The following is a 14,977-nucleotide window of genomic DNA, read 5'->3' on the forward strand; positions in this document are numbered from 1 at the left end:
GACGGTGGCTTTCAGTTGTTGGAGTCGATGAACATGCTGTTGACCCGGGCCGCTTTGGCGCGCTCGAGTTGTTGGAGCTTGTCCGCGACGATGCGGCCAATGGCCATCTCGTCCATGCCGGGGCCGGCGTGGATGTGCAGGTTGATGGTGTCGCCCTGCACGGTGATCGGTGCTCGGGGGGCGGCGGCAGACATGGCGGGCCGGTTGTCGATGCGCGCAGGACGCAGGCCCGGGCCGGGCGCCTCGATGCCGGCGGCGGCCATGGCGGGCAACGCGACAGCTGAGGCGGCAGCCATGCCCAGCGCGGCATTGCGCAGCATGCCCTGGGTGCTCTGGATGCCTTGCGCCGCGCCTTCGCCCACGTTGACGCCGGCGGCCATGAACACGCGGCTCGGCGAGCGGATGCCCAGCGTGTCCTTGAACCAGGTGATTGCAGACGACGCCGCGCCTGTAATGGCGTCGCGCACGCCGCCAAGTGCGCCGGTGATGCCGTTGATGAGGCCTTGCATCATGTCGACGCCGAACTGCCCGAACTTCGTCGGCAGGGTGGCCATGAATGCGAACACCTGAGCGAACCACGCGACAAAGATTCCGGGCAGCGCGGCAACACCTGTGCTCAGGCTGTTCCAGATGTCCAAGAAAAACGCCTTGATCGGTCCCCAGTTCTTGTACACCGCGAACACGACGGCAGCCAAGGCGGCGACGGCCAGCACAAACCAGCCGATGGGGGTGGTCAGCAGGGCAATGCCCAGGCGCACAAAGCCCATGGCGAGCATGCGCACCAGGGTGATGATGCCGGGCAGGCGCACGCCGAGCATGCCAAAACCCAGACGCATGATCAGCAGCGGGGCGGCGAGCCCGGCCAGGGCCAGCATCACAGCGCCGAGGCCCGCATAGAGTGCGGCAAGGACAGCGACCACGCGCGTGATGCCAGCGGTGAGCGCCGGGTTTTCTTGGACCCACGCACCGATGCCTGCAGAGATTTCGCCCAGCCAGTCGACGATGCCCTTTGCGTCGCCCGCGACCGTTGCACCGACGCTGGCCATCACATTGGTGAAGGTGCCTTGTGCAGCCTCGACCACATTGGAGAGCGTGCCGAGCTGGACATTGACACGCTGCTGCAGGTCGGCCTGGGCCTTCATTTTCGACAGGACTTCGTCATAACCAGCACGACCCTTGTCCATCAACGTGTTGAGCACCTGCAAGGTCTCCGCATCGTCGCCGAACAATTCTTTGATCACAGTCTTGCGGACGGTGTCGCTCTCGATACTCTTGAGCTTTTCGAGTTGCTGGAACAGGTTGTCCATGCCTGCGAAGTTGCCCTTTTTGTCGGTCAGGCTGAGCTCAAATCCGGCCTTCGCGCCCTTGAGGGCATCGTTTGCCTTGCCCATTTTCTTGGCATCGAGGCCGGCGTCGAACACTTTTCGAATCGCATTGCCTGCCGACTCTCCCTTCATTCCGGACTGGTCCATCATCACCAGCAGAGGGGCCAGCGTGTTGGCAGCGTCCAGGCCTTTCTTCTTGAGCACGCTAAGAATCGGCGACATCTTGGTGAAGCCTTGCAGCATGTTCCCCGAGTCCACGCCCAGGTAAAAGGTGCGCTGGATCATGTCCATCAGACCCAGCATGTCTTTTTCGGTGGTCTGGGTGGCGTCCTGCATCTTGGCCGAGAACTCGGCCACTTCGGTCACGGGCATGCGCAACTGCACGCCGAGCAGGGCTGCGGCCTCGCCTGTGCCGCCCAGGATGGTCTGCGCGCTCAGACCCTGCCGGCGCAGCATGGTCATCATCTCCTGAAACTCTGCCGTCGTACCGGGCAGCCGATCCCCCAGGCGCATGGCCAGATCGGTGATGCGCTGAAACTCTTCGGGCACGCTACCGTCGGCCTGCATCATGCTGGCCTGCAGTTGGGTGGCCGAGTTCTCCTGATCGCTGAAGGCACCCAGCGAGCGAATGACCGGCTGGGCGATGGCCCGGCCGGTGACCATGCCAGCCGCGCCCGCACCGCCCACGCCCGCAGCCATGGCCATGTTGCGGCCGTGCTGCTCTCGGATGGCTGCGGTCTTGCGCTGCTGGTCTCCCAGGCGGCGCAGCGCATCGGTCTGCGTCTTGAGGTTCGCCGTCGTCTTCGCGGCTTCGGCCTGCAGCCGGGCTTGGTGACCGGCGAGGCTGCCTACGCCGACGCCGGCAGCGGCCGCTGCAGACCGCATCTGAATCATCTTCTGCTGCTGGTCGCGCAGAGCCGCCGTTTGTTTGACGATGGCCCGTTCTCGCTTGGCGATCTCCGCGGCTGATGCCGTCCCGGCCTTGACCGCACCGTCGAGCAAGGCCTTGTTGATCTTGAGCTCATTGCTGGCCTTGGCGTAGGCCTCCTGCTGTTTCATCAGGCCGGTGACCTTGGCCTGTTGATCGTCGAGCGCCTTGAGCGTGCGGCGCGTCTCGCGCAGGGATTCGGCGGCTTGCTTGGACTGCTTGTCCACGCCGCGCAATGGGGCGAGCACCTTGTCCACCATGGACATCACGATTTCGAGCTTGAGCGGGTTTGCCATGGTGGTGGGTGACTATCGTTTTTCTGGGTTGAGGCGGATGCGGGCACGTTCTCGCCACTCCATCAATTCGGACAGCGGCATATCGTCCATGTCCGCTGGCCGCCAGTGAAAGGCGGTGGCCAGATCGGCCATGCCGTCCTCTACGTGGTCTGGAATTCCTCGCGGATACTCCGCCGCACGAAAAAACTCACCAGCTCCGTGCCCAGCGCGGTCAGGTCAGCGGGGTCCAGGCCCTCGACCTCGTGGCGCAATAGGGTCGGCGTGGTCACGCGCGGCAGCAGGAGCTGCAGGGAGCCGACATCCATCTGCAGCAGCTCGGTCAGCTTGATGCCGCGCAGTGCGCCGGCGTTGGGCTTGCGCAGGGTGACGGACTTGATCGTTTCGGTGCCGCGCATGACCGGGAAATCGAGCACCACGGTGTTGGGATGCAGCTCCGCTGCAGGCGTGCTGTCGGCAGTGACGTCAGCGCTGGGGACGGCGGAAGGGGTGGCGGTGCTGGTGGACATTTCGATTCAGGCAATGGAGGTAAAAGGGACCACGCCCAGAACTGGCGTGGTTCAAAGCAATGCGTTTCAGGACAGGCCGATAGCGCGTCGAACCTGCGCGTATGCGTCGACGCCCTCGACCTTGAACACCATGCCGGGCACATCGATCTCGATGGTGTCGACACCGTCAATCACCAGCTTGTAGTAGCTGACGCTGATGGCGTGGGTGTGGCTGGTTTCCTCGCCGGCTTGGGCTTCGCCCATGTCCAGCTCGCGCAGGCGGCCGGACACATGGACCTCGACGGCCATGATGGTTCCGGACTCGTTGTCGTAGGCCCCGGCAAACCGCCACTGATTGGCGTTGTGCGTGGTCGCCCCGAAGGCCGCGATGCCGACCTTGATCAGGCCGCCGGCGTTGAACGTCATCTCCAGCTTCTCGTGGCCGAGATCCACTTCGATAGGACCGTTCATGCCGCCGCCGCGCCACTCCTCGACCTTGCGGGTGAGCTTGGGCAGCGTGACGGATTCGATTTCCCCTTGAAAGTTGGTGCCGTCCTTGAACAGCAGGAAATTCTTGAGTTTGAAGGGCAAGCCCATGGTGGTGCTCCGTTAGGTTGGGGGGCCTGACCGGCCCCGCGTGGGACCGGCCTGGGCGATCAGGCGCTGGCAATGGCCTCGGCGAACTGCACGAGGTAGGTATCGGTGATGGACTGTTCGAAGATGAGGTTCTCGAGTCCCGGGGTGGGCGTGTAGTCGTAGCTGATGAGCAACTGCCCGGCAGCGAGACTGGCGGCGTCGTTCAGATCCGGGTCGAACCAGGCCGTGGCTCCGACGATGCGGCCACTGTTGACCATGTCGCGGAACAGCTTGTTGATGTAGGCCAGCATGTCCTTGACCAGGGTCGGCGTCATGGGCTGGTCGATGAACGCCATGTGCCCCTCGGCGATGGTGTCGGCCATGATCTGCGCGGTGCGGGTGTAGTTCTCGAACGGGAACTTGCCGCCCTTCATCTCGCACGTCCGGCTGCCCCAAAAGCGGTAGCCGGCCTGGTTGATCATGGTCGTGACTTCCAGTCCGTTCAGATAGCCGGCGTCGCTCTCGGGGTTCTGCAGGTCGAAGAACACCGGCGTGCTGATGCCCTCGGGGCCGTTGATGACCGCATTGGAAAGCGACTTGTGCCATCCGATGGTCTGATCGAGCTTGGCGCGAAGGCCCATGGCGTAGGCCACGGGGCTGGACTCGACGACGGCACTGGTGGCCGTGTCCCACGACAGAAAGCGGGGCCACAGCACCATCAGCTCGCGCTGGCCGAATTCATCGCGGTAGGTGGTGGCCTCTTCCTTGGTCTGGGCCACGGCAATGCCGTCTGCCCCACGAGCCGCCACATAGGCGAACGCACGCAGCGACTGGCAAGCGGTGGCCAGGGCGTTGGCCACGGTCTTGGTGTCCAGATCCGGCGCGCCCAGGATGCGGGGCTTGACGCCCAGCTCGCTCTGCGCCGACAGCAGCGCCTGGATACCCGTGCGCTGGCCGGTGGCAGTGGTGGTGCCGACCACGTTGGAGGTGGTGTCTGCCGGCGTGGCACCGGCCTCGACGCGCACGACCACGACCACGGCACGGGTCTGCGCGCCGATCTGCTGCAGCGCCTTGGCGAGCGTGCCGCCTGCGCCGGCCTTGCCGACGGCACCGGCCGGGTTGGTGAGCAGCACCGGCACGTTGAGGGGGAAAGCCTCGGCGTCGGCGGCGGGCGCGGTGGCCACCAGGCCAATGATGGCCGTCGAGATCATGCGGATCGCTGCGCCGACGGCCGTGGTTTCGAAGACGCGGACGCCGTGATGGTATTCGTAAGCCATAGGGCTATTGCTCCTGAGAGGGGGTTTGAGAGTTGGCGAGGGCTGCGATGAGGTCGGCGACCCTGGGGTCATCGGCGATGAGTGCGGCGAGCTTTTCGGCTGCGGTCGGCTCCTGTGGCTGCACGGGGCGGTTCACCAGCTCCCAGGCATTGCCGTTGAAGCGCGGCCATTGGTCAGCCGGCCAGGCGGCCAGCCAGAGGTAGAAGCCGCCATCGGTCGGGGTTATGCGAATCCAGTCCGCAGGCATGGGGCGTTCGACCGCGCCCATGGGGACGTGCCAGACATCCATGCCGGGTTCTCGCTCAGACTCGAGTGCGGGCACGACATCGTTGAACAGGCCGGCCCGGGTGAGCTGGAATACGGGTTTGCGGTTGGCCATGCTCAGTAGGCCCTCATGATCGGCACGTAGGCCCGGACGTTGGGGCGTGCGTGCGTGCCGCCGTTGCGGCTGGTTTCGAAGTCGTGCTCGTGGTCTTCGACGCTGTCGCTGTAGAACTCGATCATGAAGCGATCAGACTTGCTGATTTCTTCGCCGCCCTGACCCGCATTTCCCTGGGCATTGGTGGTCCCGCGACGGACGCGATGGTTGTGTGCGCCTGCGCCTCGTGTCCTTCCGGCGTGAATGTGGTCCTTGTTCTGGCTGGTGAGCCATGCCCCGACCGTCATGGCCGGGTCCAGGCCACGGCCCATATCCGCGTTGCCGTCGAATCCGCCGCAGTCCTGCGGCACGTTGAAGGTGTTGAAGCCATCGCCCGCGCCATAGGCAGTGCCCAACACGGCGAACAGCTCGGGATAGGCCGTGCGGCTGAGCGCTGCGCCGTTGCGAATGACCCAGCCCGTGGGGATGTTGCCGGTGGGCCAGCGGGCTGGCATGCCGATGGGCCCGGCCCGATTGGCCTCGGCCCGGCTGGGTACGTCGAGGTTGGCACGGGCCTGGGCCTTGTTGGCCACATCCGACAGGTTCTTGTCGCGCTCCAGCGGCGTGGGCGCGTTTCCTGTGGGCTCGTTTTGCGCAGCGGTGAGTCGCGTGCCGGCGGGGTAGCTGGTGGCCAGGGTCAAGCGGGTTTCGATATCCGGGTCGGGCGTCCACTGATCGCGGCGAAGACGCAGCCCCTCGATGTAGATGGCCAGGCCCCGGCTGGTCGTGAGCGCCAGATCCACAACGGTCTGGCCAGCGGCCAGCACCTGGGGTTCCTCGATCACGTCGACACTCACGGTGATGCCGTCCGGGTCTCGCCATTCAGCCTGGCCGTCGGCGTTGCCGGTTTTCGTCAGGATCTGGCCGGTGGTGCCGCCGGGGAACACGTTGCCCCCGGTGGTGTAGTTGATGACCCAGCTCTGAGTTGCCACCGAAACATTGGGGTCGACGATCAGCGTAACGCTGTCGGCGTTCAGTGCCTGGAACACCAAGCGCTGCGTGGTGTCGCTGAAGGCGCCTTCGGATGGCAGCGGCTGATAGCTGTCCGGCAGCTTGGAGACGATGAACAGATTGCCGTTGGAGTCGATGACCCCGCCTTCGCGGGCGGTCCAGCCGCCGACACTGGCGGGGATGATGCCTTCAACGATGAACTGCGTGGAGTCGTCGGGGTTCTGGTAGATGCGGTTGATAGTGGTGCGGTAGCGTTCGCGCACCAGGTGGGTCATGGCTTCGCTGACCTCGACCGGATTGCCGCCGCCATCGCCGAACACCATCTCCACCAGGTTGATCTGGCTGGACGTAGCTTCGGCCCGTGCGATTTCTCGCAGGCCGAGAGTGGTGTGGATGCTTGCGTATAAAGCCATGCACCCAATGTGCCAAAGGAATCGCGCGGGCGCGAGCTTCTTTTAGTGTGGCGGCGGCGGGTACGGATCAATCGTGTCGAGTAACTACAGTAACCTTTCGGGGTGAGTATTCTCGAGCACTCCACGAACCGCCAACAAATGCCTTTTGGTAATTCTGACTAAACGCATGGCTAAAGTGCTGGCGACTCACTTTGTCGCGAAGTAAGGAGGGCTACTGGAGCACCAATTGAAAAGAGGTTGATCCGCCCTTGCATGATGTAATGATCCTATTCGATCAGGTATCGCCAACTTGATGTCACCAGCAGTGATGCATCACTTGCATTTATCGCTTCAGATCTCCGACTTGATAGTCGATTTCTCGTTTTGCCTTGTAAAAGGTGTGCATGGACTGCCTAGACGCCCTTATGTTCATCTAATGGGTGATATTGGCGAAGCAAATCACATCTTAATTGTGGTAATTGGCCGGCTTGGAATTTTCATTGTAGCCGCTGAATCGTAGTGCAATTTCGTTAGGCTACATGCATTGCGATCTATGTTGATTTAATAGGTGTACGAAATTGCTTTTGGGTCGAATCCCGCATTTTGCACCATGCCACGCAAATCGCTTATGCAGAGTAGGTATGCTTGAGATGCTAAGAGGTGCTGTAGATTGTCATCCTTCACCATGGCTGTGTCGATTTCTTCTTGATTGAATTCGATAGGTACTTCAAATCCTACTTGGTAGTGTGCATTAAATTCAGCAGTGCCTTCTCCATCGTCGGATGGAGTCCCATTTATACTAATGTTGATGTTTAGTGTGATTCTCGCTGGCTTATCTTCATGGAAGAGTGCTCCAAATGCAAATTCCGAGTCGATGACAAAAGACCATGCCCGATGCTTCAGGTGCATGTTGTCAACATTTTTGATAGTTGCAGAGACCAACCTGAATGTGTCGAGCTTCGGTCGAATCGGATTATCCATGTTTCACTCTCGAGTCAACGTGTTGGCGATGAATTTTTGGGTAATAACTATGTGAGGTAAGGTTTGCGTTACTTTCTGCATCAGTTGTAGTGCTCATCTCGCTTCGCCCTTTCAGCACATTCACACCTTCGACGTGTACATTTGCCCGGCGGCACAGGAGAGCAAAGAAGGCAGGAAATTCTTCCGCTCCCACCAATAGTCGATCCATTTGCTCCGACTGGCAAAGTTCATCTCTTTCATATTTAGAGAATGCGACAGGACCGCCGCCAAAAATTTGCCCTGCCTGTTTTTGTGTAATTCCGTACTTGTTACGGAGCGCAAGAATTCGTTTCGCCGTGACAAAGTCTAATGTCCTGCGTTTATGGGCAATTAGTGCGCGATGATTTTTTCGTGAATCCTCTTCGCTGGTGAATTCGGATCCACAGTTTGAACACTGCCGCATGTGCAGTGGAATTTTGGCAGCTAACCCGCCGATGATTTGTTCGTCGTCGAAAACAAATTCTGTTGATTCGCCGCAGCCGCAAAATGGGCAAGCATTTATTTTATTCATAGTTTAATTCCATTAGGGGTGTATGGATACCGTTAGAATTACGTTACCTAAATTCCCAATAGCAAATTTCAGATAGTATTCAACATTTACCACTCTTACCTCGTATTTTGGGTAAAGGTGTTCTTCTTCTCTGTTTAGCCTGTATACATCGCATGCGGCAACACCACCCGAGCGACCAGTTTCGCACCAAACGGATTCGCGATAGTCATTTTTGTCTAATTCACAAATGAGCTGAGCTACGAATGCTTCGTCAGAGTCATAATTCGCCCCGCTAGTACCATGGAATGCCCGCGCATCGCGAATAGCTTTGCGAGTTGCCAGCGATACACTTCCCGGCTTAGAAGCGATGCTGATCACCGATTCGAGTTCATATAGAGGGCCGGACAGATCCGAACGACTTGACTCCCAGGTCTCTCGTGTCGGAGGTGAGTCGTTGTACTTGGAGAGGACTTGCAATGTTACCACCAAGGTAAGTTGAGCAATTTGTAGGCCGCAGAAGAAGAAGTCAAGACCCTCCCCAGCGCGTGCAGCAAATCGTAGCGCATTGCTGAAGATCCAGCAGCATGAATCGAAGCTTGTAAGTCTGAGGCACTAGTACGCGCGGAATGTGCGGAAGCTACACATCCTAAGGAAATTCAATGACCTCAGCAGGGGCGGCTCACATTACGACTTGTGAGTTGTGGACTGCGACCTTCATTGTCTTTGCCAGCGGTGCACCCACCTGAGTGCAGTCCATGATCTTGTAGCAGTCGAACGCCACCGCGCTTGGGCGAATGGACTTGCATTCCATGGCCGTCAGGAACGACTTACGGTTTGGCGAGTTGTCACCGAAAGACGCTACGTCCTCGATGGACGTGCAGTTCTTGAACAGGCCCACGGTCGCCACGCCGTAGTCGCTTGCAGCCGGGTCAAAGTGCACGTAGAAGGCAAACGCCTTGTGCTGCGCGCCGCGCCGCTGGTTGCGGAATGAGCGGTAGTTCTCGATGATGGCATTGCAGCCATAGCTCGGGCAAAGTGCCGTGCCGCCGTTGTATTCGGCTAGGCCGCCCATGATGTGGGTTGCGTCATTTTCGTGGCCGGACCATCCATCATCGCGCACCAAGTACGTGTAGAGGATGCGCCCATAGGCGATGGAGCGGGCATGGCCGTTGAGGCCATCCCCCACAGACCCCGACCGCGAACCAGCCGCACCGATCTCCAGACAACCGAAGCTGAGCGAGCTGTAGTCCACACCGTTGTTGCGTGCGCCTTTGACAATCAGCTCGTCGACGTGGGCGTGACGGAACGGCCGGAGGTCGACGCCGCCGTACCGGACTTCCAAACCAAATACCTCGATGGTCCCGGCGCTGCGCATGGTGGCGGCGCTGACGAGCCCGACCGTTGCGTCCAAGTAGATGTTGGATTCGGTAGGTGCGACACCCCCGACGCACGTCACATAGATGGTCCCCGCCACAGGATCGACCGTGGCCATCGGGTTGTCGCCCGCTGCCGCATCCATTTCCGTCAACGCATTGGCCAGGACCAGATAAGCGGTCGGCTTGACCAACATCGTCATGCCCACGAGCACATGTGTGCGACCGCGATGCTCGGGCTGCCGGTGCTCATTCGCAATCGGATAGCGCGGATCGTTGACGCCGTCCTGATAGGCCCAGTTGAAGTCTTCGAGGCTGGGCAGCCCCGCCACCTGCGCCTGGTAGATCTTGGTGCGACCCGGCGTCTTGGTCCAGCCAGTGATGGGCGCAGCCATCCGGATCAGCGGATAGGCGCCGTCTTTCCACTCGCCGTAGATGCTGACATGGCCCTTGACCTTGCCGGGCGTCACGCGCATCTCGGAGCCGTAGAGCAGGGAGTGCGCGATGTTGATGCGGCCATTGCCATAGATCGCTTCCAGCGCACGATTCAGCGTTCGATAGGGGGCCGCGACGGTGCCGTTGCCGGTCGAATCGTTGCCGGTGTATGCCACCTCGGCGACGGTCGCCGCCTGGGCGCTGGCAGTGGCCAGACTTGGCCGATAGGCGGCATTGGCCCCATCGGACAGCAGCACGTGCACGTACTCCGCCCAATCCTCGGCCACCGCGCCGGTGTTGGCCGACGGGTAGAGGTAGACATTGGCGCAGTTCGGATGCAGATCGGTGACAGCGTCAAACGCCGTCGGCAGCACCAGAGGACTGCCGAATGTCATGGTGACGCGGGTGTTCGGGACCTCGACGCCCGCCGCGTCGCGCTGCATGACCAGCACCCGGCCATTGGCCACTGCAGACCGTGCCGCGAGCGTGCCGCACATTGCGATCTTGCCGGATGGGAACTTCGAGCGCGGATAGATCAGCGCCCATTCGCCAGTGGAGTAGTAGACCCGCACGCGCTGCTGGCCGTCGACCGTGACCGTCTCGCGCCGGGCCGAGCCGACACCCTGACCCACGGTTTCAATCCATGCGTTGTTGACCAGGTTGGGCTGCTCGACCAGGGCGGCAAGCGTGTTGCCGACCTCTGTCTTGCCGACCACGCTGCCGGCCGCCCGCCAGTCGGCCAGCTTGGCGCTGAAGGCCTTTTCGGTTGACGGTCGATAGTCCGCCACGGTGCCCGCGGCTGCTGTGTGCTCGGACACCGTGAGCGCTGAGTTCGGTCCTTGTGCACCGATGCCGACATAGACCTCAACAGTGGCCATGTCCGGATAGCGTGTCACGCCGGCGAAGTTGACCGGTTCGCTTTCAAGCGCCCCGTTCGGCAGCGTGATGGCTACCCGTGCGTCGATCAGTTCGCTGCCGGCAGCCGTGCGTTGGACCAGCATCACCCGGCAGGCGCTGTTTTCGACCAGGCCGTCGATGCGCACATGCGCGCTGAACTTTTCGCCAACGGCCACGCCCAGGCGGTTGAATGAAAAGCGCCAGTACTGCACGGCTTCGGGTGTGCCCGCGATGCGCGTGAGCCTGTACGCGGGCCGACCGTCCGGGTTGGTGGCCACGGCCAGGACCGCCGTCGAGGTCTTGGTGTAGATGTCGCCATTGCTGTCGCTGCCGGCAGCCGCCACGGTCTTGGCATAGTCGCGGTCGATGAACACGCTGGGCTGGTCGAATACCTCGCTCAGGCCCGCCGTTCGATTGCGCAGGCGCTGCCGGGCTCGGGTCTCGGGCACCACTGCTGCAGCGGCTACCACGCTGGCCCGCTTGTCGATGGCCTTGGCTGACGCGGGCCGGAAGTTGGCATTGGTGCCAGCGGCCACGAGCACACTGCTGTGCATCACGTCGAGCGCGGCAGACGTGCTCGACATGGAGACCTGAATGCGCCGCGCGTCCGCGTGGACCGTCTGGCCAGCGAATCGAATCGGGAGCTTTGCCGTCAGGATGCCAGCCGGCACCTGTACCGTCACACCTGTGGTTGGGATCTCCGCTCCGGTGTTGTCGAGTTGCTTGAGGAACACATACGTGTTGCCTGCCACGATGCTGCCCGGTTCCAGAAGCAGCGACACCGAAAACTTGCTTGCTGCGGCGAACTCCAGCGCGGTCAGCGCCTGCGACCAGGTGTAGAGCGTGTTGGGCGAAGCGGCAGTCTTGCGCAGACGCAGGGCAGGCCGTCCGTCGGCTGTGGTGGCCTTGTCCAGCAATGCACTGGTGGTCTTGAAGAAGTAGCCCTCGGGGTCGGTCCCGTTGGCCGCGCCTTCGGCCATCTTGGTGAAGTCGGTGTCGGTGAAGAGGTTGGGGCTGTCGAACACGCTGGCCACGCCGGCGGTGGTCGACGACAGGTCGTCGTGCTCAGAGCCGGAGGCAGTGTCTGTGACCTTGACCGCCAAGCCATTGTTCTTGCGGAACTTGGTTGTGCGCGTGAGGTTGTCCACACCGCCCGGAAGGATCGTGAAGATCCCGCCTTCCGGGGTGTTGGTCAAGCCTTCGGCTTTGCTGTTCTGTGGATTGATCTCGTCCGTCACGGTGATGGCCGCATTCTCGGCAATGCGGGCGGCTGCCATCACCTGACCGACCGCGCCGCTTTCGCGCATGTCTTCGTTGAGCTTGCGCAGGTTGGGAATGGCGCTGCCGTCTGGCAACTCGACGTCGCCTGCCGGTGCAGTCATGAACTGCTCGAGCACATCCACGCTTTTCCCGAAGTTGGCAACTTTGCCGTTGAGAGGGTTGGTCATAGATCGGTCGGAATGGAAAGCCGGGTCGGCATGGATAGGAAGATGTCGGTCAGTTCGTCAACGGCATCGCCCGTGGCGTCGTAGCCGTTGACGGCACCGTCAACCAGCAGATCGAGGGCGCTGATTCCGTCGTCATAGCGAGGCGTGCCGTCTTGCACGGTCAGCTCCTGCCCAGCCATCGGGGCAGATGCCTTGCGCAAGCCGCTCGTGCTGCGAATGGACAGCGACATGCCCGTCAGATGGCTGCGCAGGTTCTTGGCTTGGTCGACCACGCCCACGATCCGCGATAGCTGACGTTGGTCATACCCGACTTGGTCGGCTTCGATGTTGAGCCGGAAGGTGTAGGGTGCGCCGGCAGGGGCCTGCTGATACCACTCCTGAACTGTGGCCGAGATACCGAGCGCAGACACAGCACGCTGCACGGCGCCATAGGTGCCCTTGATCCGCTTGAGCGGGATGGATTGGGCGATCACGTCGCGCTTGACCTGGGTTGTCCACGTTTCGTCCCACTCGTCGACGGCGACCTGATAGGCCAGCCACGGCAGCAGCTTGGCGGGGCACTGGTATGGATCGTGCAGGGTGCGCAGCGGAACGGGGATGTTCCGCACGTCCACGCCTAGCGCCGACACAGCGCGTTCAAGCGCCGTCGCATTCGGGGGCAGCAGTGTCGCTTGCGTCATGGCTCGACAACCGGCGTGAGCGTGATGGCCGTGCAGAACGCCGCCTGACCAGCGGACACCGTGACGTTGGCGGCCGGCGTCGACAGTTCGGCCCGCAGCACACCTGGCTGGTGAATGGCCCGGTAGATGCCGCTGATACTGGCCCCAGCAGCGAGGCGATGCACCTTGTCGGCATAGGCCTGGGCGGCTGTCACCGCGTTGTCCAGCACCACGGTCGGATCACTGCCCCGGTCGATGTATAGCGTGGCTTCGATGGTGTACGTGACGATGCTGGCAGACAGCACGGTCACCTGATCCGTGAGCGGCCGAACGGTCTCCGAGCTCAAGGCGGCTGTGACTGCGGCAAGCAAGTCCTCGCTGGCTTCGCCCTGATCGGTTCGGGATAGGACGTAGAGCGTGACATAACCCGGCGTCGGAGACTCCACCGATACGTCGAGCACTTGGCCCGAGGCAGACTTAGCGTGGAACCTGTAGCTCGCTGAGCTGCCCGCAGTGGCGTACGCGTCCAAGCTCAGCAGTGTCCGTTCTCGGAGGTCTGCGTCGGATTCCATCACCGCGTCGGTCGGCGGGACGGCGTCGGAGTCTGCGGGCGTGATGACCAGGCGCTGCACGCCGAGGTTCGCCGCCAGGTTGTCCAGATCCGTGCCGACCGCGTGCGCGAGCATGACGGCGCGAGCCGCGTCGTTGACGCGTTGCCGCAGCACCATCACCTCGTAGGTGTTTTCTTCGAGCAGCTTGGTCAGCGGCTCGGATTCGAGTGCCAGGGTGGCTGTCACTGCCGCCCGCTGATCCGCCGGCATTGCGGCGATCAACCGTGCTTTGCGCACGGCAAGCAGGTCTTCGTAGTTCAGAGCTTCCAGCACATCGGGCGAGGGCACCAGGGAAAGATCGATCATGCCGTCCCTCCGATGCTGACCGTCTGCTGGGTCACTGCAAACGCGCCCTGGTCGAGACGCTCGATGTAGAACGTGCAGGCACCGGATTCCCCCAGCACAGCGCGGGCGCGGCGGATCGATGTGCGAGGTTCCCACTTCATGACGGCTTGCACGGCAGCGGCCTGCAGTCGCAGCAGATTGGAGGCGGTGGCCGGCTGGTCGACCAGCGAGGGCACCAGGCTGCCGTAAGGCCTGCGCATGACACGCGAGCCGATGGGCGTGGTCAGAATGTCGCGGATCGATTGGCTGATGTGATCGGCGAGCGACATGCGCCGGCCGGTAGTCGCGTTCATCATGGTTCGGTCGGGGTGGGTTGGGCGGTTTGCTGGCTGCCGAAGGCGACGCCGCCGTGGGTGTGTTTGACCGTGCTGACGCCGGCGGCGATCAGGTCTTCGCTTGCGGTCAGCGTGCCCTCGATCTGTGCCGATGACGTAGCGCCTTCTGCCACGCCGCTGCCCTTCATGCCGCCCTGGTAGGTCAGCGTCCCCTTGACCGTGCAGTGCCCGGTCAGGGTGGTCTGGGGGCTGTCGATGGTGGCCACCTCGGTCTTGATGACGACGCTGGCCGGTGCGGTGATCGCAGCCGTGCCGCCTGCGGGCAAGGTGATGGCAAGGGCGTGCGCCTCGTGGTCGTACTCGGCGACGGCACCGTCCGGGTAGACGACGGTGGTCTTGTTGGGGTCGAGCGTGGGGGCTGGGTTGTCGTCGGTGTTGAAGCCGCCGAATACACGCGCGTTTTTCGGATCGCCGCCGATGGCCAGCACGATCACCGTCTCGCCAATAGTGGGCGGGTTCCAGGTACGGGTGCTGCCGGCGCGATGTTCTGCGTAGCGCAGCCAGTCGCTGGTTCGCTCTTCGGAAAGGCGTACACGCACCCAGGCACCATGCCCGCGACCATAGTCCACCTGGCTGATGACACCCTCGCGCACCACGTTGTTCAGCAGGCGCTGAACTTCGGCGTTGAAGAGGGCTTGGTCTTGACTCATGCCCCCAATGTGCCGATGGCTCCGCGCGTGCGCGAGCTATTGCGCGTGTGCTGGTGGCGGGTACGG

General features: G+C 62.1%; 14 protein-coding genes. All 14 read right to left on the reverse strand.

Annotated elements, in window-relative coordinates:
• Positions 1-11 precede the first annotated feature (11 nt).
• The gene (locus tag EC845_RS09535) at positions 12-2,549 is read right to left on the reverse strand and encodes a phage tail tape measure protein (RefSeq protein WP_123297547.1); all 2,538 of its coding nucleotides are present in this window, start codon (positions 2,547-2,549) and stop codon (positions 12-14) included.
• Between the two features lie 12 nt (positions 2,550-2,561).
• Positions 2,562-2,681 (reverse strand): GpE family phage tail protein, encoded by a 120-nt coding sequence (locus EC845_RS09540; RefSeq protein WP_123297549.1) that lies wholly within the window; start codon positions 2,679-2,681, stop codon positions 2,562-2,564.
• Between the two features lie 8 nt (positions 2,682-2,689).
• The gene (locus EC845_RS09545; RefSeq protein WP_123297551.1) at positions 2,690-3,055 is read right to left on the reverse strand and encodes a phage tail assembly protein; all 366 of its coding nucleotides are present in this window, start codon (positions 3,053-3,055) and stop codon (positions 2,690-2,692) included.
• A gap of 66 nt (positions 3,056-3,121) precedes the next feature.
• Positions 3,122-3,631, reverse strand: a complete 510-nt coding sequence (locus EC845_RS09550; protein WP_123297553.1) for a phage major tail tube protein — start codon at positions 3,629-3,631, stop codon at positions 3,122-3,124.
• A gap of 59 nt (positions 3,632-3,690) precedes the next feature.
• Positions 3,691-4,887 carry a phage tail sheath subtilisin-like domain-containing protein gene (locus EC845_RS09555; RefSeq protein WP_123297555.1) on the reverse strand — a complete coding sequence of 399 codons (1,197 nt, stop codon included), beginning with the start codon at positions 4,885-4,887 and terminating at the stop codon, positions 3,691-3,693.
• A gap of 4 nt (positions 4,888-4,891) precedes the next feature.
• Positions 4,892-5,266 (reverse strand): phage tail protein, encoded by a 375-nt coding sequence (locus EC845_RS09560; RefSeq protein ID WP_123297556.1) that lies wholly within the window; start codon positions 5,264-5,266, stop codon positions 4,892-4,894.
• Positions 5,267-5,268: 2 nt separating this feature from the next.
• Positions 5,269-6,669, reverse strand: a complete 1,401-nt coding sequence (locus EC845_RS09565) for a phage tail protein (protein ID WP_123297558.1) — start codon at positions 6,667-6,669, stop codon at positions 5,269-5,271.
• Between the two features lie 540 nt (positions 6,670-7,209).
• Positions 7,210-7,629, reverse strand: a complete 420-nt coding sequence (locus tag EC845_RS22140) for a hypothetical protein (protein WP_148077276.1) — start codon at positions 7,627-7,629, stop codon at positions 7,210-7,212.
• Positions 7,622-8,179 (reverse strand): type II toxin-antitoxin system MqsA family antitoxin, encoded by a 558-nt coding sequence (locus EC845_RS09570; RefSeq protein WP_123297560.1) that lies wholly within the window; start codon positions 8,177-8,179, stop codon positions 7,622-7,624. The genes EC845_RS22140 and EC845_RS09570 overlap by 8 nt, the downstream gene beginning before the upstream one ends.
• A gap of 658 nt (positions 8,180-8,837) precedes the next feature.
• On the reverse strand, positions 8,838-12,311 hold the full coding sequence (locus EC845_RS09575) for a hypothetical protein (protein WP_123297562.1): 3,474 nt from the start codon (positions 12,309-12,311) through the stop codon (positions 8,838-8,840).
• A complete protein-coding gene (locus EC845_RS09580; RefSeq protein WP_123297564.1) occupies positions 12,308-12,991 on the reverse strand; it encodes a phage tail protein I in 684 nt (227 codons plus the stop codon). Before EC845_RS09580 ends, EC845_RS09575 begins: the two co-directional genes overlap by 4 nt.
• Entirely contained in the window at positions 12,988-13,887 is a 900-nt protein-coding gene (locus EC845_RS09585) for a baseplate J/gp47 family protein (protein ID WP_123297566.1), read from the reverse strand. Before EC845_RS09585 ends, EC845_RS09580 begins: the two co-directional genes overlap by 4 nt.
• Positions 13,884-14,222: a GPW/gp25 family protein gene (locus EC845_RS09590; RefSeq protein ID WP_233597998.1), complete on the reverse strand. Its 339-nt coding sequence runs from the start codon at positions 14,220-14,222 to the stop codon at positions 13,884-13,886. The genes EC845_RS09585 and EC845_RS09590 overlap by 4 nt, the downstream gene beginning before the upstream one ends.
• Entirely contained in the window at positions 14,219-14,911 is a 693-nt protein-coding gene (locus EC845_RS09595; RefSeq protein ID WP_123297569.1) for a phage baseplate assembly protein V, read from the reverse strand. Before EC845_RS09595 ends, EC845_RS09590 begins: the two co-directional genes overlap by 4 nt.
• Positions 14,912-14,977: the final 66 nt, after the last annotated feature.

The organism is Comamonas sp. BIGb0124 (genome assembly GCF_003752175.1).
GTDB lineage: Bacteria > Pseudomonadota > Gammaproteobacteria > Burkholderiales > Burkholderiaceae_C > Comamonas_F.